Origin of the sequence: Pleurocapsa sp. PCC 7319 (assembly GCF_000332195.1) — a bacterium.
Lineage (GTDB): Bacteria > Cyanobacteriota > Cyanobacteriia > Cyanobacteriales > Xenococcaceae > Waterburya.
The window spans coordinates 3,780,325-3,805,075 of the sequence record NZ_KB235922.1; the positions used below are offsets into that span (position 1 = coordinate 3,780,325).

At 38.4% G+C, this 24,751-nt stretch carries 21 protein-coding genes; 9 read left to right on the forward strand and 12 right to left on the reverse strand.

All coding sequences use genetic code 11. From position 1 onward, the window contains the following. Nucleotides 1–97: 97 nt before the first annotated feature. On the reverse strand, nucleotides 98–1,885 hold the full coding sequence (locus PLEUR7319_RS0121215) for a sugar phosphorylase (protein ID WP_019507241.1): 1,788 nt from the start codon (nucleotides 1,883–1,885) through the stop codon (nucleotides 98–100). Between the two features lie 255 nt (nucleotides 1,886–2,140). Between PLEUR7319_RS0121215 and PLEUR7319_RS43185 the strand changes: the two genes are divergently transcribed. After that, entirely contained in the window at nucleotides 2,141–2,266 is a 126-nt protein-coding gene (locus PLEUR7319_RS43185) for a hypothetical protein (protein WP_256380647.1), read from the forward strand. Nucleotides 2,267–2,319: 53 nt separating this feature from the next. Here PLEUR7319_RS43185 and PLEUR7319_RS0121225 read toward each other — a convergent pair whose 3' ends face one another. The 9 genes from PLEUR7319_RS0121225 to PLEUR7319_RS0121265 form a co-directional block, all read right to left on the reverse strand. Continuing rightward, nucleotides 2,320–3,909 (reverse strand): glucose-6-phosphate isomerase, encoded by a 1,590-nt coding sequence (locus tag PLEUR7319_RS0121225; RefSeq protein WP_019507243.1) that lies wholly within the window; start codon nucleotides 3,907–3,909, stop codon nucleotides 2,320–2,322. A gap of 271 nt (nucleotides 3,910–4,180) precedes the next feature. Further along, nucleotides 4,181–5,977: a vanadium-dependent haloperoxidase gene (locus PLEUR7319_RS36275; protein WP_019507244.1), complete on the reverse strand. Its 1,797-nt coding sequence runs from the start codon at nucleotides 5,975–5,977 to the stop codon at nucleotides 4,181–4,183. Between the two features lie 1,000 nt (nucleotides 5,978–6,977). Beyond that, the gene (locus tag PLEUR7319_RS36280; RefSeq protein WP_019507245.1) at nucleotides 6,978–9,011 is read right to left on the reverse strand and encodes a vanadium-dependent haloperoxidase; all 2,034 of its coding nucleotides are present in this window, start codon (nucleotides 9,009–9,011) and stop codon (nucleotides 6,978–6,980) included. Between the two features lie 367 nt (nucleotides 9,012–9,378). Then, on the reverse strand, nucleotides 9,379–10,827 hold the full coding sequence (locus PLEUR7319_RS0121240; protein WP_019507246.1) for a bifunctional orotidine-5'-phosphate decarboxylase/orotate phosphoribosyltransferase: 1,449 nt from the start codon (nucleotides 10,825–10,827) through the stop codon (nucleotides 9,379–9,381). 193 nt (nucleotides 10,828–11,020) lie between these two features. Next, nucleotides 11,021–11,344 carry a cupin domain-containing protein gene (locus PLEUR7319_RS0121245; protein WP_019507247.1) on the reverse strand — a complete coding sequence of 108 codons (324 nt, stop codon included), beginning with the start codon at nucleotides 11,342–11,344 and terminating at the stop codon, nucleotides 11,021–11,023. 10 nt (nucleotides 11,345–11,354) lie between these two features. Next, on the reverse strand, nucleotides 11,355–12,341 hold the full coding sequence (hpnA, locus tag PLEUR7319_RS0121250) for a hopanoid-associated sugar epimerase (protein ID WP_019507248.1): 987 nt from the start codon (nucleotides 12,339–12,341) through the stop codon (nucleotides 11,355–11,357). 360 nt (nucleotides 12,342–12,701) lie between these two features. Continuing rightward, nucleotides 12,702–15,161: a fimbria/pilus outer membrane usher protein gene (locus tag PLEUR7319_RS36285; protein WP_019507249.1), complete on the reverse strand. Its 2,460-nt coding sequence runs from the start codon at nucleotides 15,159–15,161 to the stop codon at nucleotides 12,702–12,704. Nucleotides 15,162–15,472: 311 nt separating this feature from the next. Beyond that, nucleotides 15,473–16,264 carry a molecular chaperone gene (locus PLEUR7319_RS0121260; RefSeq protein ID WP_019507250.1) on the reverse strand — a complete coding sequence of 264 codons (792 nt, stop codon included), beginning with the start codon at nucleotides 16,262–16,264 and terminating at the stop codon, nucleotides 15,473–15,475. Further along, nucleotides 16,261–16,830 (reverse strand): hypothetical protein, encoded by a 570-nt coding sequence (locus PLEUR7319_RS0121265; protein ID WP_144054352.1) that lies wholly within the window; start codon nucleotides 16,828–16,830, stop codon nucleotides 16,261–16,263. The genes PLEUR7319_RS0121260 and PLEUR7319_RS0121265 overlap by 4 nt, the downstream gene beginning before the upstream one ends. Nucleotides 16,831–17,221: 391 nt before the next feature. Here PLEUR7319_RS0121265 and PLEUR7319_RS0121270 point away from each other — a divergent pair, with 391 nt between their 5' ends. Continuing rightward, nucleotides 17,222–17,671: a hypothetical protein gene (locus PLEUR7319_RS0121270; RefSeq protein WP_019507252.1), complete on the forward strand. Its 450-nt coding sequence runs from the start codon at nucleotides 17,222–17,224 to the stop codon at nucleotides 17,669–17,671. Between the two features lie 122 nt (nucleotides 17,672–17,793). Here PLEUR7319_RS0121270 and PLEUR7319_RS0121275 read toward each other — a convergent pair whose 3' ends face one another. Then, nucleotides 17,794–18,993 (reverse strand): hypothetical protein, encoded by a 1,200-nt coding sequence (locus PLEUR7319_RS0121275; protein ID WP_144054353.1) that lies wholly within the window; start codon nucleotides 18,991–18,993, stop codon nucleotides 17,794–17,796. Nucleotides 18,994–19,286: 293 nt separating this feature from the next. Between PLEUR7319_RS0121275 and PLEUR7319_RS0121280 the strand changes: the two genes are divergently transcribed. Next, on the forward strand, nucleotides 19,287–19,499 hold the full coding sequence (locus PLEUR7319_RS0121280) for a hypothetical protein (protein ID WP_019507254.1): 213 nt from the start codon (nucleotides 19,287–19,289) through the stop codon (nucleotides 19,497–19,499). Nucleotides 19,500–19,560: 61 nt separating this feature from the next. Continuing rightward, nucleotides 19,561–20,340, forward strand: coding sequence for a lipopolysaccharide assembly protein LapB (locus PLEUR7319_RS0121285; RefSeq protein WP_019507255.1), 780 nt, complete (start codon nucleotides 19,561–19,563; stop codon nucleotides 20,338–20,340). Nucleotides 20,341–20,418: 78 nt separating this feature from the next. Here the strand turns inward: PLEUR7319_RS0121285 and PLEUR7319_RS36290 are convergent, their stop codons facing one another. Next, nucleotides 20,419–21,045 (reverse strand): TetR/AcrR family transcriptional regulator, encoded by a 627-nt coding sequence (locus PLEUR7319_RS36290; protein ID WP_083892515.1) that lies wholly within the window; start codon nucleotides 21,043–21,045, stop codon nucleotides 20,419–20,421. A 204-nt stretch (nucleotides 21,046–21,249) separates the two neighbouring features. Here PLEUR7319_RS36290 and PLEUR7319_RS0121295 point away from each other — a divergent pair, with 204 nt between their 5' ends. The 5 genes from PLEUR7319_RS0121295 to PLEUR7319_RS0121310 all read left to right on the forward strand — a co-directional run bounded on the left by PLEUR7319_RS0121295 (nucleotide 21,250) and on the right by PLEUR7319_RS0121310 (nucleotide 24,635). After that, nucleotides 21,250–21,999 carry a glucose 1-dehydrogenase gene (locus PLEUR7319_RS0121295; RefSeq protein WP_019507257.1) on the forward strand — a complete coding sequence of 250 codons (750 nt, stop codon included), beginning with the start codon at nucleotides 21,250–21,252 and terminating at the stop codon, nucleotides 21,997–21,999. A 41-nt stretch (nucleotides 22,000–22,040) separates the two neighbouring features. Continuing rightward, nucleotides 22,041–22,631 (forward strand): hypothetical protein, encoded by a 591-nt coding sequence (locus PLEUR7319_RS0121300; RefSeq protein ID WP_019507258.1) that lies wholly within the window; start codon nucleotides 22,041–22,043, stop codon nucleotides 22,629–22,631. A gap of 529 nt (nucleotides 22,632–23,160) precedes the next feature. Then, complete coding sequence (locus PLEUR7319_RS41405; RefSeq protein WP_158441868.1) at nucleotides 23,161–23,310, forward strand: hypothetical protein; 150 nt, start codon at nucleotides 23,161–23,163, stop codon at nucleotides 23,308–23,310. Between the two features lie 60 nt (nucleotides 23,311–23,370). Beyond that, complete coding sequence (locus tag PLEUR7319_RS38420) at nucleotides 23,371–24,225, forward strand: hypothetical protein (protein WP_019507259.1); 855 nt, start codon at nucleotides 23,371–23,373, stop codon at nucleotides 24,223–24,225. Between the two features lie 128 nt (nucleotides 24,226–24,353). Beyond that, nucleotides 24,354–24,635 (forward strand): hypothetical protein, encoded by a 282-nt coding sequence (locus PLEUR7319_RS0121310; protein WP_019507260.1) that lies wholly within the window; start codon nucleotides 24,354–24,356, stop codon nucleotides 24,633–24,635. Nucleotides 24,636–24,751: the final 116 nt, after the last annotated feature.

A 24,751-nucleotide genomic window follows, 5' to 3' on the forward strand; every position in this document is an offset into this window, starting at 1 on the left:
TTCGGAATTGGGAACTCCGTTGCGTTGGGTTCAGCTTTGCCCTTAGACTACCTTCTTGGGTACTCCGAACTCCGAACTCCGAACTAACCTGCACTTCCTAGCTATTAAACTCCTGATTAGTAATCCAAGCACATTGATAAGGTTGGAGTATAAATCTATCTCCGATGTCTTCAATAATTTGACCACTAAGAAGATCGTGCCAGGGGTCAATACAAATGAGGTTAATATCTGAGAGATGAAGTTCTTGAGTGCGATCGCTCAAATTACTAATACAGAAAATACTCTGATCGCGATGTATACTTTGCCGCCAAAAAGCAAACAGAGAGCTATTCATGGGATGTAAGGTGTACTGAGTAGCATTAGGATGAAAAGCAGGCTGACGACGGCGAATTTGAATGCGCCGTGACATTTCACTCATCACAATTGTTTGGGTTGAGTTGGGGTCATTGAGTTTTGGCTCTAACTCTTCATAACTCCATTTATGACGATTGATCGATCGATTACGCCCTGTTTTTGCCACACCAGCATAATCATTAGGAGTTGCTAAGAAACTATGAATATAAAATGCTGGAATTCCCTCTAAAGCCATCATGATAGTCTGAGAACAAAGAAACCGCTCAATCTGCCACTCGTCTTCACCTTGAGCAGTTCCCTTCAGAGCATCAAACAGAGAAATATTAATTTCATAGGGGCTTTCTGTGCCATCAGACTTTTGCCTCATGCTAATTTTGCCCCCAAACTGCTCCATCATCCTCAGCATAGTTTCGTATTCATCCTCAGATAACAGCCCTTCTGTGGGACGTAAACCGATACCATCGTGAGAAGCAGTAAAATTAAAATAGGCGCAACCCATAGGAGCAGGGGGCATACTCATCATCCAAGTTTTTAAATGATCTGATTTGCCCTGTAATAAAGCATTGAGAATTAAAGGTGGCAGACTGAAATTATAAATTAGATGCGCCTCATCACGATTGCCAAAATAGCTTAAGTTTTCTCGATTAGGCACATTAGTCTCTGTAATAAGAGCAACATCGGGATTTAACATTTGAGTGATTTCCCGAAATAATTTAATTAAAGCATGGGTTTGCGGCAAATGAATGCAGGGAGTACCAAGACATTTCCATAAATAGCCAACGGCATCCAGCCTAATATATTTAGTACCTTTTTGAACGTAAAAGAGAATTATTTTGATAACTTCGAGCAAAACATCTGGATTCGCATAGTTAAGATCTATTTGATCGGGACCAAAAGTAGCCCAAACATTCTTTTTTCCATGAGCAGTATTTACTTTAACCAATAATGGTGTACTGCGAGGACGTACTACTGCCGAAAGAGCTACCTGAGGTTCTGCTTCTATGAAATAGTCACATCCTGGTTTAATTCCCTGTTGAAATTGCTTAAACCAGATACATTCGCTAGAAACATGATTAAGAACCAAATCCGCCATTAAATCAAACTTCTGGGCAATAGCTTCTACATCCTCCCAATCCCCTAGTTGGGAATCAACCTGCAAATAGTCAATTACGGCAAATCCATCATCAGAACTGTAGGGACAAAAAGGTAAGATATGAATTCCTGTAATAGTTTCTTGTAAATACCGAGAAAAACGTTTTAGAGTAACTAATGGTTTTTCATCCTGAGCGCAGATACTATCGCCGTAGGTAATCATGACAACATCGTCCTGACTCCATTTGTCTAAATTTTCGGTCGCGAAATCATGAAAATGTTCTTGAATTATGGAAAATATTTGCCCTACTAATCTATCAACTGTCTGTCGATCTTCATAAATTTTTCCTAACAAAGGCTTGACTCTGAGCGAAAAGCTTTGAAAATTTGTGGTGTTGTGTGTTCGCTGCTCCAGAGTAGAATAATTAAACTTCTGCATCGGTTTTTCCCCTATAAATTTAAACTTTATAGAAGTAGGTAATCAGAATTTACCCCGGAATAATGTTCTACAAGAGCTTTTTAGCGAATTTTAGCGATTTTTTTTAAAGCTTTTTTAAAGCTATTAGCTTTCAGCTTCTTGATGCAGCTTAAAGACAATAGGGAACAGGGAACAGGGAACAGTTTGGAAGAGGATTTAAACTTCTCCCAAACGCCTTCCGGCTTAAAAAACGACAAAGGCGACGGTTCGCCGCATGTGTTCAGACCAAAGCAACGGGGAACGGGCAATGGAGGTGTTATCTTCTCCGTTGCCGATTGCCTCTTCCCTGTTCCCTCCAAGGCAACAGCCTCGGTTAAATCAGTTGGGGTCGAAAACCCATGATTATTGAAGCTTATAGCTTATAGCCTATAGCTTATAGCTGGAGCTTTGCTCCTTTATGACTGCCAAGAAATTTTCATCGTGTCAGGTTTACCAATATCACCTTGGATTATTACTCCGCGCTTATTAGCATTAAGATGACGCACGATTTTATAAACGGTTTCAACCTCCTCTCGTACTTGAGCTTTATCTGCTAACTCTTCCAAAGACAGCGGGGAAGAAGTTTGTTTGAGGGCTTCAACTACTTGCTTTTGGAGGTTTAAGACCGACGCAGCCGCTTTTTTACCTGCTTCTACCCCTGGTTGGTGATAAGCGTTGATATTTACCAAAGAAGCATAAATACTAACAGCCCTTTCATAAAGAGCAATTAAAGCCCCCACAATCTGCTCATTAACTTTGGGGATGGTGATAGTAATGGAGTCGCGTTGTTTGTCGTTTAATGCAGTACGAGTGCCTAACAAAAATCCTTTGAGATAGTCTCCAGAAGTAATTCCTGGTTCAATCTCGACAAAATCTCTAGTTCGATCTTCTAGCACTTCAATAAACGTGAGAAAGAAATTATTGACTCCTTCCCTAAGTTGTTGAACATATGCGTGTTGATCTGTTGAACCTTTATTGCCATAGACAGCAATACCTTGGTTTACCACATTGCCATCCAAATCTTTTTCCTTACCCAAGGATTCCATAATTAACTGCTGAAGATAGCGACTAAAGAGCAGAAGACTATCTTTATAAGGCAAGAGCACCATATCTTTTTCTCCCCTACCATGTCCCGCAGCATACCAAGCCATCGCTAATAAAGCAGCGGGATTATCTCTAAGACTATGTTTGCGGGTGAGAGCATCCATCATTTTTGCTCCCTGGAGCATTGCTTGAATATCAATTCCTTGTAGGGCAGCAGCAACTAAGCCGACCGGAGATAGTTCTGAGGTACGTCCCCCAACCCAGTCCCGCATGGGAAAGATAGCTAACCAACCCTCCCGTTCGGCGATCGCTTCTAGCTTGCTACTTTTTCCCGTAATGGCGAAGGCATGAGCCGCAAAATCAAGATTGTTGTTTTCATAGACTTTTTTAACTTCTATCATCCCGTTACGAGTTTCGGGAGTTCCTCCAGATTTAGAAATTACAGAAACTAAAGTTGTTTCCAGGCGATCGCCTATCTGAGCTAAGACTTTGTCAATCCCCTCAGGATCGGTATTATCAATAAAGTGAATTTTGAGGGGTGGATCGTTAGGTGCTAAGGCTTGAGCTACAAATTGGGGTCCTAGAGCCGAACCACCAATACCGACAGAGAGGATATCGGTAAACTTGCCACCACTAGGAGGATGAATCTTGCCGCTGTGAATTTTTTGTTGAAAGTCAATGACACTATTGTTAGTATCAACAATATCCTGTCTTAGTTCTGGTGTTGGTGCCAGATCGGGATCGCGCAACCAATAGTGACCTACCATCCGATTTTCATCAGGATTGGCGATCGCTCCTCCCTCTAAAGCTTCTATATCTTTAAATGCTTTGGTAAATTTTGGTTCTAATTCTTTAACGAGGGCATCATCAAAGCTAATACGACTAATATCAAGATAAAATTCTAAATCTTCGTTGTAATATAGCCAGTCCTGATAGCGTTGCCAAAGTGTAAGGTTGTCCATAAGTTTTTTATATCAGTGTCAGCGCGAACTCTATCTGTTAGTTTAGTAGAACCTACCTGGCTTTATAACTCGTTTTAGCTTTTCTCTAATTTTTATCCATCAAAATTCTTAAAGGCGATCGCTTTAGGGACACGCTGCATCGCTTTCTAGCTGCTTAGAAAGCGATTACGCTCCGCGTAGCCTTCGAATCTCCAATGTCTCAAACACCAAACTTTAAGGCTTTTAGTTTAGAATATAGCGAGGACTTTTCTTCCCTGCTTGAAAATTAAATTTAGACAGTATCTGGAATACTGGGAGCAAAGGATTCATCAGTAAAGTCCTGAGTTGGATCGACTCCATTGATATAGTTTCTCGCTGCATCTATAACCTCAATACCTACTCGTCGTCCCAAAGCTCTGCCCTCTAAATCTCCTTGCTCGAAATGGATGCCACCATAAATACGAGAAATACCTGAGCCATCAGCCCAATCATCAAAAGTATCAAATTCTAAGGAGACTCCATCTTCACCTGGGGTGACTTCAGGCTCAAAGCGAGATGAATTAGGCGCAAAATCAATAGCAACTCCAAAATCATCACTACCAGTAAATTCTCTCAATACCTCCCCTGCTGCTGCACTGAAAGTACTATGACCAGATACATATTCAGCAAATGGGGGAGACAAATCAGCACCAGGAAGCTGATAGCTAATAAAATCAGTGGCTAGTATTCTTTGAGTTCCATTGCCAGGACCTGCGTAAGCTTCAATCGCATAACCTCCCAAATCTTCGTCAAATTCGCCGATTAATCCCAGCTCTCCCAAGCCTCTAATGGCAGTAACAGGACGGGCATAATCGTAGAAGGTTTTGGCATCCCAGGAAGCAATACCTGCATCTAGCTGTGAGTTCCCTAAAGCAAAAAATAACTGGACATCTTCATCTAAAGTATTATCATCTCGGGCCGAAACAATTTCCCCTTCGATTAGAGAATTTCCAGGAGGAAACGAGCTACCCCCCCCATCTTCAAAAAATTCAGCAACTATTTTTTGTTCATCGGTTAAGTTGGCACTAACTTCGACAATATCTTCCGCTTGCTCAATAAAATCTTCATTGATAATAGAACCGATAAGATCACGAGAAATCTCGACTTCAGTACCATCTGCTAAAGTGATCGTTTTTTGGTCAAAATTTACCGTAGCATCTACACCCTCATTGATAAATGGTATAGGAGGTCCTGGTCTGAATTGATCTCCAGATTCTAAAGCAAAACCATCGACTCCACCCCATTGAGGAGTCAAAAAATCTTGAGTTCTAAATTCACCATCACCTGTGGGGACATTTTGTAGTTGAAACCGATCGACAAATTCGAGATCGTCTGGACTGTTGACAGACGTATAGCCAGTAGTGTCAGAAAACGGTGTCCCATCACCGTTAGGATCATCTCCCTGCGAATTAGAACCATCTTGACTACGAGCCTGTAACAAAGCTTGAGCAGAAATATTGCCAATCCCAGCAGCAGTAGTTGGATCGAATGACACTATATTGGGATCAAAACCCAAATCCTCCATCAACTGAGCGAAAATCTCTTGTTGTTCAGGAAATAATTCTATGGCAGCTTGATAGGCTGCATAGCTTATCGCCTCTGTCTTGTTTGCTTCCGTATTTTCTGACTCAGGACGTTGTAATACATCTCCCAATTGAGTACCAATTGGTCTGCCCTCATAAGCCGCATAAGCATCATAAATAGCAGTGTTTAAGATTCCATAAGCCCGTGAAGCGATTGTTGGACCAGGATTCTCATTAATCACAGCTTCACGAATAGCCTGATTCCACAAGACTGGGACAGTAGGATTATCATTTTCAACAGTAATTTCGTTAGTTATAGGATCGATACTTAGCTCAGGAAGATTGTCAAGATCTGGATTTGGAGTAGCTCCTCCATCAAAAGGATTTTCAAAATCATCAAAAGATTTGGCACTACTAGAATCATTTTCTGTATCTGAAGTTGATTCAGATTCACTACTTGTATCCAGAGTTAGATCTGATTCACTACCTAATTGATATTCATCTAGAGTTGATTGATAATTATTCATGAATTTTCAGCGAATTTTTTACAGTGTGGTGTTGACAACATCAAAATTTGTTTTTGCCAATAGCTATTAGCAAATGGACTTATTAGCTATCTGAAGTTCATATATTGCAGATGTAATTAAGTCTTTAAGTAGACATCACAAACTAACCCACTTTTTCATATATAAAGAAGGGATGAAGAACTTCAGTTACAACAGATAGTAATTTACAAATCAGCTTTCAATTCAATATGAAACAAAGCCACAAAACAAAGCAGAAATAGTACAAGATCAATCTAATATAGTAATAATTGCGAAAACTTTTCAGTTGACTCACCAGTAAGTGTTGACTAACAATTACCTAAGTTTGGGCTTGAAAGCTTTAGCACTTAAACTGGGCATAGTCATGAGCGTCTTTCGCCTATTATTCAACTATGCTTGTTACTATTATTATTTTTTTTTGGACATATTCAAATATTTTGGACATATCCGAGCAACATCAACCTATCAAATTATCGCCAAGAAATCTAGTGAAAATACTTAGATTTACTGGTTAAAAATAATTAAAATACCTAAAACTCTTTATTTATAAACATTTGAGCTTTTGTAACAGTTTTAAACCTTAATAACTTTTAAGAACAATTTTTCAGTTTAATTTTAATTTTTTTTGTTAATAGCTTTCGTGTATTATATTGAGTTTCTACAATCTATAATTTTCTCCCATAGATGAAGTTTATTTGATTAATAAGAAAACACAATCGTAATCTACCAATTTTTAAGATGGTCACTATTTTTAAATAAACTAAATCTGTGAATTTTGATGAGACTTTATGTACTAAAAAAACTACTTCTTTTCTGCGGTTTAATACGAAAAAGAAGTAGTTGGTAGATAACTAAAAGGAAGTTATTCTAAAATTTTGCTCAGAATTGACAGTTCAATGATTGGCAATTGCCCGAAGGGCAGTGGCAAAGCCAATCGCCTTGTTACCAATATCCTTTATACTTCATAGTTTTATTAACTCCTCTATACAAGAGCCACTTCTTGTTGAGTGTCTTCTAGGACATAGTCTCCTTGTTCGCCATAGAATGGATCGAGATCATCTTCGCCGTTAGAATAAGCAGAAGATGAACTACCGTCAACAACATATTGTTCTGGCTCATTAGATGAGAAATTATCTTCTACATCAGCATATGCAGTATAGGTTTCTTCTCCGCCATTGATATAATACTGAGCTTTTTCATATGCAGTGTTGCCTACTTCTCGACCCAAAGCTCTACCATTTTGATCGCCATCGGTAAAGTGGATGCCACCGTATAGACGAGAAATACCAGACTCATCAGCAAAATCTGAAAAATTCTCCCAATCCAAAGTAACGCTGCCAGTGGGGGTAATTTCTGGCTCAAAGCGAGATGAGCCAGGGTCGAGGGTAACAGACCCGCCAAAATAATCACTACCAGTATATTGTTCTAATACTTCAGCTCCCGCAGCACTGAAAGTACTATGACCAGAAATATATTCAGGAAAGGGAGGCGCAACGTCAGATGCACCAAATTGATAAGTGGTAAATTCGGAAGCCAGTATAGTTTGTGTTCCTTGACCAGGACCAGCATAAGCTTCAATAGCGTAGCCACCTAAATCCTCATTGTATTCTCCGATTAATCCCTGTTCTCCTAATTCTCTAATTACCCGATGAGGGCGAGCATAATTGTAAAAGTATTTAGATTCCCAGGCAGCGATCGCAGAATCAAGTTGAGAATTTCCTAAAGCGAGGAATAATTCAACATCTTCATCTAGAGTATGATTATCTCTAGCGGAAACATATTGTCCAAAAGTGTTGCTGTTTCCAGGTGGAAAAGAAGTTCCTGGACCATCTTCCCAAAATTCAGCAATTAGTTTTTGTTCATCTGTTAGGTTAGCACTGATTTCTACAATTTCTTCTGCTTGAGCAATAAACTCTGGATTGATAACATCGCCAATCAAGTCTTTGCTAATCTGCAAAACTTCACCATCTGCCAAAGTAATGGTTCCCGCTTCTAGATCGACTGTCCCATCTACTAACAAGAAAGGTTCAGGAGCTTCAGGTCTGTACTGATCTCCAGACTCTAACCCAAAGGGAGTTACATTCCCAAATTGAGGTGTTAATGGCACCTGGGCAGTTTCAGGATCCAGAGGAGAATTATTTACAGGAATATTCTCAGGTGTAAATTGTTCAATGTACTTCACGCTGTCCGGCGTATTGGCAGGCTGATAGCCAGTAGTATCAGAATAGGGAGTGCCGTCACCTGGAGTACCGTCGCCGTAAGGATTATCATATCCTCCTTGGTTAGCTCCATCTTGATAACGATATTCTAATAATGCTTTAGCCGAAAGATATCCGACACCAGCTGCAGTAGTCGGATCATATGATTCCACCTCAGGATCAAAACCCAATTCTTGCATCAAATTAGCAAAAATCTCTTGTTGTTCGGGAAATAAATCCGAGAGAGCCTGGTATGCTGCATAGCTCATTGCCTCAGTTTTATTCGCTTCGGTATTTTCGGCATCAGGACGTTGTAGCCAGTCTGTTTCAGTAGTAGAAGAAATTGGCGTACCTTCATAAGCCGACCAGGCATCATATATAGCTGTATGAACAATTGCCAAAGCACGAGCAGCAATTGTTGGTCCTGGACTCGTTTCAATGATTGCTTCTTGAGTTGCCCGATCCCATAGGACTGAAATAGTAGGATCATCATGTTCAACGGATACACCTTGAGTTGCCGGATCGACTATTATTTGTGGTTCAGATTCATAACTACTATCATTTCGAGTTCCGTTATTTTGGTTGAATTCAGGTTCAGATCTTTCATTTCTATCAGATCCTTCTTGAGACTTTTGACAATCTAGAGATTTAGAATTTTCTTCTGTATTGAATTTACGTTTAGAATTTCGATTACGTTTTAGAGCACGCCTCTTTCTCTTGTCTGATTCTCTTTCGTCATCCTGGTTTGAATCGGACCCAAAGTCATATACAGTACCAAGTTGATACTCGTTATCAAGAGCTGGTTGGCAATATTTCATACTTAGACTTAATTAGTATTTTTTTACTGGAGTTCGTAAATTTTGTAATTAAAAAGTAGGTAAATTCTGATTACCTTGAACATAATCTTCAAGTTGATTCTTTATCTCATAGCAACCCTTATAGAACATTATTCCTGAGAATAGCAGTGTGAACAGACAACATAGAATGAGCAAAACTATTTTTAAAGAATCTTTTTAAACTCTTGTAAAGTTAGCTAGCTAGCACAATTGTTGGAATTTACTTACAAAATCAGCAACTCCGAAATCTAGCAGAAAAATGTCAGATTTTTGGGAATACTAATATGACTGTTAATCAGGTCAGAATTAATGCGAATTCATGCCGCTTTCATTTAACTTTGTCCTGATATCATTCATGATTTGTTTGGAAGGAATCATACTGATTCTGGCTGATTCGACCGGATTCATAGAGAGTTTCGGTAATTTCTGAAATGCTGAGAACTGAATGGCCACGATAGCCATTATTTGCTAGTCTGTCTTTAACACCACCCTCATGGTCGATAAAGACGACGATATCTTCAATATTCAAACCAGCAGATTTGAGCTTATCCGCTCCTTCCATGACGCTTTTACCACTAATCAAAATATCATCAATTACTACTACTTTCTCTCCAGAGTTGAAATTGCCTTCAATTAAACGTCGAGTTCCGTGAGCCTTAACTTCTTTACGAGGAAAGATCATCGGACGTTGGAGATTCATCGCTAACCCAGTTGCAGTAGGTAATGCTCCATAAGGGATACCTGCAATGCGATCAAACTCTAACTTTTGGACAATGTCCCCATAGGCATTAATGACTTGATTAAAAATCTGAGGATTAGAAATAATTTTTCGCAGGTCGATATAGTAGGAAAAAGTTGCTCCCGATGCTTGGACATATTCTCCAAATAATAAACAACCAATATCAAATAATTGCAGAATTAAATCTTGATAAGGATGCTGATTAAGTAAACAAACATTAGATGTCCAGATCTCACAACTAGAACCTTGGTTAATCTTCGATTCACGGTAGGCATTGATCTTTTGATTGAGATCGGCAATTTCCTGAGCGAGATTATTACTAGAGAGAAAATCTTGAGGAACGGGGATTAATAGACCTGCTCCATTTTGATCCAATCCCATGTTGACTAGGGATTCCAAATTACTCTTCTTACTCCAAAGACTACGCAGAAAAATTGTTCTTTCAGGGGCGATCGCTCTGATTTTGCCTAACACTTCAGGACTAGTAGTGCCAACTTCCAGATATAGCTGTTGGGGAGTTGCCCAGGATTGAGCTTCTTTTACTACCTGCAAGTATAATGGCTGCTCTTGATTGGGATATTCTTGTAAAGTTTTTGCCTGGGGATTAGAAGTATGACTGAGGATAAATACCGCTTTGTCAGAATAAACTAAAAAAGGTGCAGCATGATCTTGTCCTGCGTAGGGAGTAAGAGTAACAGCATCAACTTGCCACTGCTCAAAAATAGTTTTCGCCAAAACAGTACTGGTGTTTAAATCGCCGTGTTTGGCATCCAGAATAATCGGAATTGACTTGGGGATAGCGGGTAAAATACGCTCTAATAACTGCAAACCTTTGCCACCCAACGCTTGATAAAATCCCAAAGTTGGCTTGTAGGCACAGACGCGATCGCTAGTTGCTGCAATTATTCGCAATAACAAAGCTTCAATCTGCTCAATTAAACTCTCTTCGTCTCCCTGAAAATATTTAGAAGAGATCATTTCTGGGTTTGCATCGAGCCCAACAACTAATAAACTATTATTAGTTGCGATCGCCTGATTTAATTTGTCAGTAAAATTCATTAGAGTTGTTTGGAGATAAAGACCTGTATGCTCTGAAATATTTTTATAACAATGATTTTAGCTTTTTTATTGTTACAAAATCTAGAAGACTTATAAATTAAGTAGATGGACAAAATTAAATTCATAGTCAGAGATAGGGAACAGGCAATAGGGAACAGAAAAATAATTTGTGTAATTAATTCTGTCTATATACTTAGAAAAAGAGCGTGAGCCAAATACAGGGGGGCTCAGTACTGGTATACTCAACTCGATGTTTTTGGCGGGCAGGAATAAATAGATAATCACCTTGATTTAGCTTAATACGAGAACCGTCTTCATAACCAAGTTCTCCCTCGCCCTGAAGTACAATTAACCACTCATCTCGCTCTTGGTCGTACCATTCCCCAGTTGGAGTTACTTGACCTGAGGAGACTACCTTTTCAATCAAAATCTTTTCATGTTCTAACAAAGCTTCAAATAGCTCCTCTGATGGTAGTTGTTCAGGAAGCTCAAATATATTTCCTGCTTTACTGCTCATCCCTCATTCCTCATCCTTCATCTTTTATTCTTTTTGTAAACCATTCCACTGCCTTGGTCAAAGCAATATCAATGTCAGATTGAGGTAAACCCAATTCTGTAACAGCTTTGCTCGCATCGTAAAACATCTTCTGCTTTGACATTCGGACTCCATCTAAAGCAATTGTTGGTTTTTTACCCAGTTTTGCCAAGATTTTTTCCTCGATCCAAGCCGCAGTATAGGGTATCCAGTAGGGGATAGAATATTTAGGGGCTGGTAATCCTGTAATTGCCGCGAGTTTTTGTAGTAATTGTTTGAAAGTGAGATTTTGATGACCCAGAATATAGCGATCGCCTGTTCGCCCTTTTTCTAAAGCCAGAATATGTCCCCAAGCTACATCTTGGACATCAATCAAATTTAATCCTGTCTCTACATAAAAAGGCATTTTTCGCCTCAGGAAACGCAGAATAATTTCACCTGTAGGGGTGGGCTTGAGATCGAATGCACCTATAGGAGTGCTGGGATTAACAATTACTATATCTTGTCCCTGATTAATTGCCTTTCTTGCTTCTTGTTCGGCGTAATATTTAGATTTTTTGTAATCTCCCACCAGCTTTTCTACCGGGCTTTGATAGGTTTCATCTACCGCTAAACCATTTTTTCCCACCCCAATGGCAGCGACAGAACTAGTATAAATAGTACGTTCAATCCCTGCTCGACGAGCGCAGTTTAAAATATTACGTGTGCCTAAGACATTACTACGATAAAGTAATTCACTATCAGCTTGCCAGAGCGAATATTGAGCTGCAACATGAAACAATACTTGGCATCCCGACATCTGCTGTAATAAATTAGGATCGTTTAAATCCCCTTTAACAATTTCCACCTCCAAAGATTGAAGATTATCTAAGCAACTATTATCCCGTACTAAAACTCTCACATCATATCCCTGTTGCAACAATAATCTGACTAGATTAGCCCCAACAAAACCTGTACCACCAGTCACAAAAGCCCGCATCTATGTATTAGTTAAAGTTCTTAGTAAATAATTATCCCAAATATCAGATTCCATCATTAGATTTATTTGCTGATTTTACGCAAGCGATCGCCGATTCTCCTCAATCTACTGAAGCATAATATCGTAGAGGATTAGCTTATTTCCATTCTGGAGTCTGGGAACAAGCGATCGTTTTAGAAGAGGGTTTAATGGATGAAAGTCAATTGGCATCAGTCTCAGATCTAGAAAAAATGAAAAATGAGCAACTTAACTGAATTAAACCAGTAAAAATACTGCAATTACTTAGCTCATAAAAGCTTTAGAGGGAGCAGAACGGTAAGAGTGAGATTGTTCACTTGGAGTCAGCACTCCAACCTCAAACTAAAAATCCAAACGTAAAACCCCCAAATCACTTAAACCAGTTTGTTCTTCAGGAATAGTAAATTCTAAACTATTCTTTTCCTTACCTAATAAACTTCCTTGATAACGACCTGGTTTGAACCCTTCAGCAGCAAACTTGCCAACACGATTAGTAAACAGAGTTACAGGCTGCCAATCGGGATCGTCTAGAGATGTTATTTCTATGACCTTTAAACTAACAGGTTCTCCTTTAGCATCAACTAAAGAACCTCTGATAAAAACTGTAGCATCAGTCCCAATCTTGATCAAAGTACCGCTTTTATAGGTCGGTAAGATTGCATAGTTAGGAGCTCCTAAATCATATCCCAAGGGCAAATCCAGGGCTTCAACCCAGACATCAGATACTCGATATGATTGTAGATTAGGAACCACCCCCCCACTAAAACTAGTAACTCGTCCTTCAAAACCTCCCAAAAAGGGATTTAATTCAATTCTTTGACCTTTTAAATTAGGATGAGGAACAACTAAGGCAAAACTATCTCTAACAGGTCGAGTAATTCCAAAGTGTCCATCGGCAAAAACCAGTGCTGTCTCTAATTGTAAACGACTTGAATTTTCTATCGTACTATCATCGTCATTCAATCCTAGATCTTGAGAGAGTTCTACTTTACCTAGGTAGTGGCCATATTCAAGACTGCCATTAAAAGTTTTTCCTGTAGGTGAATTGAACAAAGCTGCTGTTGTGGTAATTCCATTACTTAAATATGAGCTACGAGAAGACCAAAAAATTTGATTCGTGTCAGTGATGGTATCCGTTGAAGAAGTTATAGAATGACTAGAGAGAGGGGGGCTCCAAGACAAATTGAGCCGAACGCCAAAATCATCTTGTTCATCATCGCCAATCAACTTTTTCTGTAAGGCTAAGCTACCCCTCATACTATTGTTCAATGGTTTAGACAAGCCTAAAGAAATATTTCCAGCATTTGATTCTTCTGTATTGAGGCGATAGTTAAATCCCAAATTTACATCTAAATCTGCCAAGAGTTTTTGGCGATAATTAGCAGAGATGTCATAACCTGCGCGATCGCTTAAATCTCCTTCTCCTGGAGCAATAAAATTTTTGCCTCGATACTCTAAACTCAGGTCTAATTCTCTCTCTGAAGTATCTTGTTGATTAGCACTACGGTAAAAGTAATCAAGTTTAACTGCATAATCAATTCCCAAATCAGTAGCATGACTCACGGCAGTATCAAATTGCCAATTACCTATAGAGGTTGCCCATATTCCTTCTATACCTAGAAGTTGATTGCTAAGATCAGCTTGTCCATAGCCGCCGAAAGTAAAATTGTTAGTTATACCAGAACGATGAAAAACAGCTAAAGTAGGATTATCTAACTCATAGCTACGACCTCCATTGATCTGATCAACAGGAAAGCCAAAACTATAAGCAAATTCATTAACTCCAGGAGCAAGAGTAGCAAAATCAAAGGGAACTAAAAATTCAATAGTTTCTGTATTGCCCAAATCATCGTCAATAATCAATTGAATGTCGTTAATTCCAGTGCTGAGGTTGAAATCCCTTAGATCATGTCTTCCTGCTGGTAAATTTAGTTGCCGAGTCAGAATTCCATTAACAATCACATCCACTTGGGATTGGTTTTTGAGCAAAAATTCATATTTTCCGATCGGAATATTATTTCGATAGGGTTGAAGAGAAAAGTTCTTTGCTACAGCAATGCCTGCCAATTCACCACCTTGTTGCCATCCCCTAGTGGTTAGATAAAAATCCCCCAAAACATAACGCAGAGATGTTTGAGGATTATCTTTAACTAGACTAGTATAGTAGCGTTCCCAATTACTGCCTGTTAAAGCAAAATTATTCTCTAAAACCCATCCGCGATAATTCATAGCACTATCAAAATCAATTTGAATGGGTTGTAGTCCCAAACTAGAACTACTATTTCCTGACCAGTAAATATCCTCTATAACTCTAAAATTGACCCAACCACTAAAATCACTAGGAAGCAACGCCTTTTCAGCTTCTGGTGGTAGACGTTCTCCCGATAAAGCAATAACAGAAGTTTGAAGTTTTTCTGGGGGAATTTGAATTTGTAACTCTAATTTGCGTTGGTCAAACTTTGCTTCAATCCCAATTTGTTGAAACGCTTCTAGAGTAAGATTACCTTCTTGATCAACCGTTGCTACTAATTTTTCTTGCCATTCTTTAAGCAAAAGTACTTTTGTCTGTTGAATGACAGAGGTTGCTGGAAAGCTGATTTGGTTATTAGGATACAAAAAAAGGATAATTTGACCTTTTTCCTGATTATTTAGAATAAAAGGCACAAATATTTGCTGCACATCAGGATCATCTGATTTTTTGGTACTATTATGCTGATTTTGGGCAAAAACTGACTTAGGATTGATTAATACATATAGGGAAGCTATTAACCCTGTCAACAATACCCTGTAAAACTTATACATAAAAAATAAGTCATCAGATCCATCGCTGTGTAATCCTCAAGTCTGCTGATGACCTTGTTAATATCTCAAAACACGTTACGTTAGCGTAATATTGAGTCCCAATATTGTGCGGATAGCTCAGAAATACTCGTAGCAAAAGGGTTTTGGATCTTAGGGAAAAATTTATTGTCCTTATTCCCTGTCTCCTACCGCTAACTTTTATTAAACGAAAAGTATTGGATTATGTACAATGTATCAACATCATTACTCTGCTGAGAGTTTGCCAGGATAGATCAAAATATTTATCTTATAGACTGGAATTCAGACATTCATTACTCATAGTCAAAACTTACGTCTACTTCACCCACAGGTAATTCAGAAGGCCAGGGAATGAGAAAACGACGTTGATGAGCGGCCAATATATTCTCGCCACTAACGCCTTTGAGGTCTTCTGGCATAAGTTGAACGCTTTTGCTTGGCTGTTCTTTAGAGCTAATAGTTAATGTAAGATCCTGTAATAGTGTATGGGCAGTACCTTGATTATTAAAAGTCAGAACTAATTGATCGCCTCCTCCCTCGCGTTTTTGATGTACTGCACTTTCTAAAATAACCTTGGGAAGTGCATCTTCAGGGGTAATGTAAATTGAACCTGCATAACGTACCAAAGTAGTAATATTAATCTGCTGATTATCAGATTTAGTTGATTGGGAATCAGTATCTAGAGGAACTTGTTCCGCAATCAGCCGATAGGCGAGTTCATGACTAGGTTCAGGATCTCCTAACCAACTAACTCGAACAGTTTGAGCTTCACCTGGTTTGAGGAAAGTTTGGGGTGGATAAAGCAAAAAGTCTTCCTCTGCTATTTCTCTAACATAGGTTTCTTCGCCATTAATCCCTACTTCTCGTTTCGCCAGATAAAGTTCAACAGCTACAGACTCATCCTGACTAGCATTAACTACTTGGAATGCTCCAGAAGCATCTTTACCAACAGGTGATAAATTACTAATCATTGGAGTCAGATAAAACAAGAAAGAAGCCAAGGCAGGTTGACCAGCAAGTAAAGATGTTCCTAGGAATATTGGCCAAGTAAACCACTTACTTAGATTTAGTTTGCTTAACTTCATTTAGCTGAAACTTCGTAAGTAATAGTATCTGTATAATCACCTGCGGGTAATTCTAAAGCGCTGATATCATAATCTAGGGATACTGTGAGATCGCAACCAGCTAACAAAGAACACTTTTCGTTTTTAAAATTTTTGGAACTATACAAAGTTTTAGCAGAAGCTGAATCTGAGCTTGGTTTTACATTTGTTTTGTTATTTCCTGCTCCCCCGCTAGCACTCAGAGTGTAAGCAAACTTAGCGTTAGCATCACTATTGGTTAATTTGCCACCATTTGCAGAATACACTTTTATCTCGTAACCATCTTTTTGATTTGAGCGAACATTTACGGTAAAAGATTGTGAAGCAGTTGGACTAGAGTCAGCCTCAAATGCAGCATCATTTGGCTCGGTTATCTGCAGTACTCCTTTAACTGTAGCTTTAACCTGTTGTGAACCAGAAACTTGTGCATAAGCAGTTGATGAAATACCAATAGGTAAAATCGACAAACTGGAGGCTAAAATAAGGCGACTAAATGAAGATATATTTAACATTTTCATGGGAACAATCGTTTGCAATTTTGTATTCAATATTGATTTGTTTTTAATTGATTTATATTGCTATGATTGCCTACCTTTATCATCATTGTCTTCAGTAAGACTAAGGATTTTTTTGTTTAAATTAAATTGTTGAAATGACTGATATTTTGTTGTTATTTTATGAATTTACGATGAATCTTATTGAATATATTTGAAGATAATATATAGCAGAGCTATTTAATTGTTATTTTCTTGGTGGAACAAAGAACAGTTTGTGGAATAAAGAACAGAAGGGGTAATTGGCTATTTAAATCCCGATCGAGAGTATTACAGTCAGCTATGGGGCAATGTAAACAAAAAAGTTACTATTAATCCTCAAACACAACTAAACTTTTTCACTGGTGTAAATTACGCTATCGATCGCCCTAATCGCTTTAGAGAAGTGATTCTTTCCTCCCGAGCTAGTTCTGTAACGCTAGGCACTAGAGCAAAATGGCAAAGAATTTCCTTAGGAGCAAATTATAATTTTGATGATCTATTACCCAATTCCTTAGAAGAACGGTTGCTTCTAGATCTCGGAATTGCTTTGAGCGATCGCATTTATTTATCAGGATATTATACGCCGATTAATAATAATACGAGCCGTTCTCGTTATGGAGCAAATGCTTCATTACGCTTGGGTAAGAGCTATAATCACCCCACTTTAACTTTAGGCTGGACAAATAATGAATATCAATTTGAAGATGGTTTCACCCAATCTGATAATATATTCACCGTTTTGTTCCGTATCGGAGAACCACCTAATCCCTTCGATGCCACTACGGCAGAAAAACTTAGAAGACAAGAAAAAAATAATTTTGAGCAACAGCAACAAGAAGGAACTGGAGAATAGTTCTGTTCAACAACATCACTCTCTCTAGGCTAGAAATAGAGGCTTCCAGATTTACGGTTTTCAGAATTTTAAAAAATATATCAGTTTGAGTAATAGCTAGGGTTTTGAAGCTCACAAATTTGCTATTGATCATTTATGATTCTTGATTGGAATGCTGGATAAAAGGGTAGCTCGGGAACATCCGACCAACGTTGATACAGTAAATCTAAAAGCTGACTAAATGTGCCACGCAAACCATTTAGTTGGTTGCACTCCTGAGAGATGGTAATAAAAGCTTCTAATCGAGCTAAAATACGCTGGCGAAAAGTGGAAATACCAAAATCTACGTCCGCAACTAAAGCATCTTCCAAAAAATCTGAGATTGTACACAAAAGCCACCAACCACAGTTATGGACTAATGCCGTTTCAAAAATATTGTCATCTTCTGCGGTTGGACATTGTTGAATCAATATTTCCCTATAAGTGTTCTCCATTTGTCGTACAACCTCATTAGGCAAGCGTTTGGAACACCAACAACTGGGAAACATCATTCTACCAAAAACAGCATCAAGAAAAGAGTGACCAAAAAAACTCGTTTCAAAGTCAATTAATCGCATCTCTTTACCCGTATTTAAAACGTTATCAGGGCAAGCATCGGTGTGAATATATGCTAGAAATTTATCAGGATTACTTACGGTTTGGTGTATGGCTTCCAAGTCGCTCAAACAATTGGGTTCAAGATCTATTCCTAATTTCTCTAGTCTTAATTGATGCTTGGGAATATTGACTCCAACCTTAGCAGGTTTCATATTAGGAGAAACTGTCTTGTATAGTTGGTGAAATTCTGCTGCTCTACCAAGAGTATCTTGGTGTAGTTGACCAAGACAAATTGCATACTGAAGTAATGCCGATTCTGCGCGCTCACGATCATTTCCTAATAATGGCTCTACTAAACTATGATGATGCTGCACGTCTTCTATTACAATTAAGCCCAAATGGCGATTGCCACCATAAAAATACGGGCTATGCTGGTGATTATTAGATACTCTGTTTAGGAATTGAGAACCTACCCAATCATTAAATATACGCCTTGTGTTCCGAGATTCGGCATCATCTGGATTAAACTTTTCTGCTTCGACTTTTTTCAGAATAAAGCTTGAGGGCATACCTTTAACTGGATCGATGAAACATCGCAATAGCAAATTTCTTCTTCCTGCTTCGGTTAAGCGTTCAACTTGGTTAATACGAATCTGAGTATCCAGTGCTATAGATAGGATACGTTCTGCTGCAACGCGAAGCGGAGCAAAGGCTCTTTTTCTCGAGGTTTCATTAGATTCCATCATTAGATTTGTTTTCCAAGTTACAGTTATATTACTAAAATCAAGTAACTTAACTGTTTACTATACTTATGTTCTTAATATTGAAGACTTACATGCGGCGAACTATACGCCTTTGTGCATAAGCGATGATCTCTAGACTAAGAATAAAGGCCTCCAAATTTTCACTTATCAGAATTTTAAAAATACATCAGTTCGATTAATAGCCAGGGTTTTGAAGCTAACAATTTTTTTTTGGTAATGCACGTTAAGCTAATAGCAATGACGTACCATCAATTAATGTTTAGTTAAATTACAAAATGGATAGTAAAGAGTTAGCTCAATATATCGAAGCCACCGATGGAATATCTAAACCCTGGCTGTTGGTACAATTAAGACTAAAAAAATTACAAGAACGTAAAGAGCAAATCCCATCACAAGAATATATGCAACAACTTGAAGATATTCAAGCAGATTTACTCAAACTAGGTGAATGGTGGAAAGGAAGAGAAGATGAAGTTTTTGGCTCGTGAATGATTTCCGACCAGCGTAGCAATATCTAAGCTACACGAATGATTGAGTTAATTGTGTGCCATGGAACAAAAACTTATACAGCAGGGTATAACTAAGGCTAAAAATGGCGATTACGAAGCAGCAATTACTGATTTTACGCAAGCGATCGCTGATTATCCTCAATCAGCTGAAGCTTACTATCGTCGAGGTTTAGCCTATTTCGATTCTGGTCTAACAGAAAAAGCGATCGCCGATTATAATCAAAGTCTTAATCTGGATTCTCAGCAGATAAAAGTTTATCTCAGTCGGGCTATGGCTTTTTTGACTATCAATAATATTCAAAGCAGTATCATTGACTTGCAAGTAGTTTTTAGTCTCGATCCTAATTGCGATCGCGCTTATAAATTGAGGGCTAATATCTGCATTCGCCTTAAAGAATATGATCGAGCAATTGACTATCTTAAACAAGCAGGAAAAATCTATCTTGAACGCCAGGATAAAGAAAGTTGTCGTTTTTGTATTGCCCGTATTCGACAAATTGAACAGCAAAAAATAGCAGCTTCGGGAGGAGTTACTAATCAAGTTTTTTTGCAACAAGTGCAACAAAAAATTAGTCAAGGTAAACTTGATGAAGCATTGAGAGATTGTAATTGGCTATTGCAACTCGACCCTTACGATGCTCAAGCCTATCAATATCGGGGTAATATTAATTTAGAATTGGAAGAATACCCCCAGGCAAAACAAGACTTTCGCCAAGCAGCCCAATGTTATCGTACTCAAGGGAATCTTGCCGAGTCCGAAAAATTAGAGCAACGCTGTTTAGAATTGCAGTTAAGAAGCGTCTATCAATCCAATTTGTAGAAACTACAATTAGTCGGGGTCTAATACCTTGTCTGATTGCAGCTTAAGGCTTATAGCTAAGAGCTTATAGCTGAGAGCTTATGGCTGGGGCTTCGCTTCTCTATTAGTTTTATATTTTTCTATTGGTTCCCAAAAACTAAGGGCTACCTTGGCTACATCTCGAATTACAGAAGGATCGGCAAAAGTTTTATTTAAAACAGCCATACCTTGAGAAACACCGACCAAGAACCTAGCTAATGCCCGAATATCTTTTTCTGAAGAGAGCTTTTCTTCTGCTTGTGCTTTTCTCAGTACCAGATAAATAGAGGATTCCAAGCCCCCTAAACGCTCGGCTATTTTTCGTTCGATCATCTCAGACTTACCTCCAAAACTAACAGAAGTATTCGTATTCAGACAACCCCGTGGATAATTGGGATTACTCATCCGCTCGATCATGACCTCAAACATACCTTCTATAGCTTGATAAGGGTTTGGATTATTTAACTGCTCTACAATCTGAGCCTGAAATTTATCGCCATAACGATCTAAAACTGTTATAAACAACTGTTCTTTATCACCAAAAGCACCATAAAGGCTACCTCTACCCAGTCCTGTGGCTTTGGTTAAATCTTGAATCGAAGTCCCTTCATATCCTTTTTGCCAAAAAACTTCCATTGCTTTGTCTAAAACTTCCTCTTGATTAAATTGTTTGACTCCAGCCATCATTTCCTCTTTTTATCTTTTACTAAATATTCCAGAATACTTAGTAAATTATTACACTTGATAAGATAATATACAAATATTTCCAGAATAAGGTCTGTTTCCAGGATTTTTCTCTGATTATTATTCTTGACTGATCGTTCCAAAATACATTAGATTAAGTACAACAACAGCAAATAAATAATTAACTTACTAATAAACTCAGGAATCATGGCTAGACTTCAAGGAAAAACCGCATTAATAACTGGTGGAACTACTGGTATTGGTTTTGAAACTGCGAAACAATATTTAGCTGAAGGCGCAAAGGTTATTATTACGGGTATTAATGAAGAGAGATTAGCAACTGCGATCGCTCAATTAGGAGAGAATGCGGCTTCTATTCGTGCCGATGTTCGTTCTTTAAAAGATCTCGATAATTTGGCGAAAGAAGTAAAACAAGAGTTTGGCAGTCTTGATATTCTGTTTGCTAATGCAGGAATTGGATACTTTGCAGCAATAGAAGATGTAGACGAAGCTTTCTATGATAATCAGTTTGATATCAATGTCAAAGGAGTTTTCTTTACCGTACAAAAACTGGTGGGATTATTAAATGAAAACTCAAGTATTATTTTGAATGCCTCTGCGGTCAATGAAAAAGGTGCGCCAATGGGAAGTCTTTACTTTGCTAGTAAAGCAGCAGTTCGTTCCTTAGCTCGTTCCTTAGCCGCAGAATTAGCTCCTCGTAAAATTCGAGTTAATGCCTTAAGTCCTGGAATTGTCAGAACCAATTTCCAAAGCAAGTTAGATCTGCCCGCAGAAGCTTTTGAAGGATTTATTGATTATGTGAAAAATATTACTCCTTTAGGAAGAGAAGGCAGACCAGAAGAAATTGCCAAAGCGGCGGTATTTCTTGCTAGTGATGATTCTTCTTATATGACGGCTGCCGACATTGTTGTCGATGGCGGTTACATGAATGTTTAGTCTTGGAAATCTAACATTATCAACAAATCTGAGGAATGATTATGCATACTTCCAATTCGGTCAAATTTGAAAGCATAGAAAGAAAACTGGTATTAACTTTAACCATCTGGGCAGTAACAGTTTCTCTTCTCGGTTACTGGGGTTGGTTTTCTCAATTACCCCTTCCTAGTATTGCCTTCTTTGTCATATCGGCAATTGGTATTCTGTTAACAATTTACTATCGGCACGAAACTTTTAGAGCTTACATATCATCGATTCACCCGAAACATCTGACAATTTTTCATTTATGGCGTATTTTAGCAGGATTTGCTTTCTTGTATTATGGTAGTCAACAACTTTTACCTAAACAGTTTGTGCTAAATGCTGGCTATGGTGACTTAGCTGTTGGTATTCTCGTGCCGATTGTTTTAATGCTCCCTGAAAGCACGAACAAATACATTGCATTTCACATTTTTAGTCTTTTAGATTTTGTTTTGGCAGTTGGTACTGGTTTAACATTCACTCTGCTATCCGTTCCTTTAATTGAAAATATCGCTACCTTTCCCATCATTCTAATCCCCTTTTTTGGAGTTCCCATAACTGGTGCAGGTAGTGTAATGGCAATTGATTCTCTGCTCAGGAGAAGTCAATAAGAGATAAAGGAGACGAGGGGTTACGCCTGCCCGTGTGTCACCTATAACTTATCCACGACCAAATATTTTACTCACCACTAAAGTGGTTTTCTATTGTTCCTCTGGGATTCTTTAGAGCGCGGAGGAACAATTATATTTTTCATGACAAAACAACTATAGGCAGATAGTCATATCCACTGGATTTATCTGAGTATAATCTCAATTATTGGTTAAAATTATTCAAAATGAATACTAATTACTCTAATATTAGTTTCAATTTCTTATTGCTATTATCTAGATAAATTTCATTTGTCACAGTGTTCATATTTATCGAATCTAATGTAAAAATCCTCTGACATTTCATCGCTCAAAAATATAACTATCATAGCCTTGATAATAATCAATCAGAACGAAAGAGAATTATCTGGCGATTATTTTAGTTGGAAATTCTTTATGAGATTTTAAAATTAGTTGAGAAGAAATACTAATAAAATGTGATAATATTTGAAATCATATTCAAGAATTATTCTCAATTAACTTGGCGGAATTTATGTCTATAAATTGTCTCTGTACAGCCAGGAAAATATTCCTTATTCCTTGGTTGAGGTTTTCTCTGTTAGCAACGGCTCTAATTGTGGAGCAAGTAATTTTACTTTTTCCAGTAGCTGACAGCTACAGGCAAGAAGCTGCCAGCTTTTAAGCTCAAAAGTGTACAGCAATTATTAGTTATTCGTAGATAGACATAATCAACAAAATCATAATGAGTTATATTGCAAAATTGCCCAGTTTTTTAAGCACAAATGAATCAAAAATTTGGTGGCTTCTCAGATTAGGAGTATGTTTAGAATTTATTGGTCACGGTGCATTTGGCGTAATTACTAAAGCCGGATGGTTGCCCTACTTTGCGGTGTGGGGGATTCCAGAAAATCTAGCTTGGCGAATCATGCCTATAGTCGGAGTAATGGATATTGTTCTCGGAATCTTAGCTCTTTTTGCCCCTCGAAAAGCTTTGTTACTGTTTATGGCAGCTTGGGGACTAATGACCGCTTGTCTGAGACCCCTTGCTGGTGAGCCTGTAAGCGAGTTGCTTGAGCGTTCTTACAACTACTGTGTTCCTTTGGTGGCTTTCCTGATGATTACTTGGGATGTTAAGCAACACGGCTGGTTTCATCGAGTAAAAAACCTACCTACTCTCACCAGAGAACATTGGCGCTGGTTAAAAATTTTGTTGCAAGTTGCGATCGCAGTATATTTAATCGGCCACGGTGCATTTGGTGCTTTTGATGCCAAAGCGGGTCTGGCCAAACAATACGATGTGACAGGAATTTCTGCACTTTTCGGTTCTACAGAAGCTGCCTTAACCGTAATTGGTTGGTTTGAGATAGTACTTGGTATTGCAGTTTTGTTTGCTCCGGTCGCCTATTTATTGTTCTTTGTCTGCGGATGGAAAATTGCCACAGAATCCCTATTTATCTTTTCTGGAGCTTTTTTCGGTTGGTTTGAGTTTATTGAGAGAGGTGCAGGAATGGTTGCTCCTCTGGCGTTGTATTTTATCATTAGGGTTCTCAAATATAGTGTCAATTCACGCGGTGTACAACAATTTGTCCGAGAATAATTACTTTAAAAAGCTTTTAGCTTTGATTTACTATCTGCGTAGTAACTAATAGCTTTTAACTGTAGTTTAGACTAACAAAAATGTAGAGAAGAAAAACATAGAGAGAAACAAGTGCCAGTAGGGAGAAAATGAAAATAGCAACAAAATTCAAACCCTCCCTATTATGGAATATGATCGATATCTTCAATATGATTATCGAGATTGTCCTACTGCTACACTCACTTTTAGCACCGATAGCCGTCATTCTGACTCTCATTCCTACGGGACAGCGATACATTTCTATCTGGCTTACCTGGTTTGCGGCGATCGCTGCAATTCAAGTTTGCTACACCATCATTATCGGTCTGGCTGCTACTGCCATTGTTTTGAGTAACGCCCAGCCATTTAGCGATGTCACCTTTCTAGTTTAGGCAGCATTCTTCGGACCAGGTTTGGCTTATGCCATGAGTAAAGGTGGTGGTACGGCTCTCTACCAGTCGATTAATAGTAACGTCGATAAAACCATCAGTTTCGGTACGGAAGTAGT

Excerpts from the sequence above, each read along its gene's own strand:
- PLEUR7319_RS0121215 (WP_019507241.1), bottom strand. The coding sequence starts at position 1,885 with ATGCAGAAGTTTAATTATTCTACTCTGGAGCAGCGAACACACAACACC.
- PLEUR7319_RS0121225 (WP_019507243.1), bottom strand. The coding sequence starts at position 3,909 with ATGGACAACCTTACACTTTGGCAACGCTATCAGGACTGGCTATATTAC.
- PLEUR7319_RS36275 (WP_019507244.1), bottom strand. The coding sequence starts at position 5,977 with ATGAATAATTATCAATCAACTCTAGATGAATATCAATTAGGTAGTGAA.
- PLEUR7319_RS36280 (WP_019507245.1), bottom strand. The coding sequence starts at position 9,011 with ATGAAATATTGCCAACCAGCTCTTGATAACGAGTATCAACTTGGTACT.
- PLEUR7319_RS0121240 (WP_019507246.1), bottom strand. The coding sequence starts at position 10,827 with ATGAATTTTACTGACAAATTAAATCAGGCGATCGCAACTAATAATAGT.
- PLEUR7319_RS0121245 (WP_019507247.1), bottom strand. The coding sequence starts at position 11,344 with ATGAGCAGTAAAGCAGGAAATATATTTGAGCTTCCTGAACAACTACCA.
- hpnA (WP_019507248.1), bottom strand. The coding sequence starts at position 12,341 with ATGCGGGCTTTTGTGACTGGTGGTACAGGTTTTGTTGGGGCTAATCTA.
- PLEUR7319_RS36285 (WP_019507249.1), bottom strand. The coding sequence starts at position 15,161 with ATGTATAAGTTTTACAGGGTATTGTTGACAGGGTTAATAGCTTCCCTA.
- PLEUR7319_RS0121260 (WP_019507250.1), bottom strand. The coding sequence starts at position 16,264 with ATGAAGTTAAGCAAACTAAATCTAAGTAAGTGGTTTACTTGGCCAATA.
- PLEUR7319_RS0121275 (WP_144054353.1), bottom strand. The coding sequence starts at position 18,993 with ATGATGGAATCTAATGAAACCTCGAGAAAAAGAGCCTTTGCTCCGCTT.
- PLEUR7319_RS0121280 (WP_019507254.1), top strand. The coding sequence starts at position 19,287 with ATGGATAGTAAAGAGTTAGCTCAATATATCGAAGCCACCGATGGAATA.
- PLEUR7319_RS0121285 (WP_019507255.1), top strand. The coding sequence starts at position 19,561 with ATGGAACAAAAACTTATACAGCAGGGTATAACTAAGGCTAAAAATGGC.
- PLEUR7319_RS36290 (WP_083892515.1), bottom strand. The coding sequence starts at position 21,045 with ATGATGGCTGGAGTCAAACAATTTAATCAAGAGGAAGTTTTAGACAAA.
- PLEUR7319_RS0121295 (WP_019507257.1), top strand. The coding sequence starts at position 21,250 with ATGGCTAGACTTCAAGGAAAAACCGCATTAATAACTGGTGGAACTACT.
- PLEUR7319_RS0121300 (WP_019507258.1), top strand. The coding sequence starts at position 22,041 with ATGCATACTTCCAATTCGGTCAAATTTGAAAGCATAGAAAGAAAACTG.
- PLEUR7319_RS41405 (WP_158441868.1), top strand. The coding sequence starts at position 23,161 with ATGTCTATAAATTGTCTCTGTACAGCCAGGAAAATATTCCTTATTCCT.
- PLEUR7319_RS38420 (WP_019507259.1), top strand. The coding sequence starts at position 23,371 with ATGAGTTATATTGCAAAATTGCCCAGTTTTTTAAGCACAAATGAATCA.
- PLEUR7319_RS0121310 (WP_019507260.1), top strand. The coding sequence starts at position 24,354 with ATGAAAATAGCAACAAAATTCAAACCCTCCCTATTATGGAATATGATC.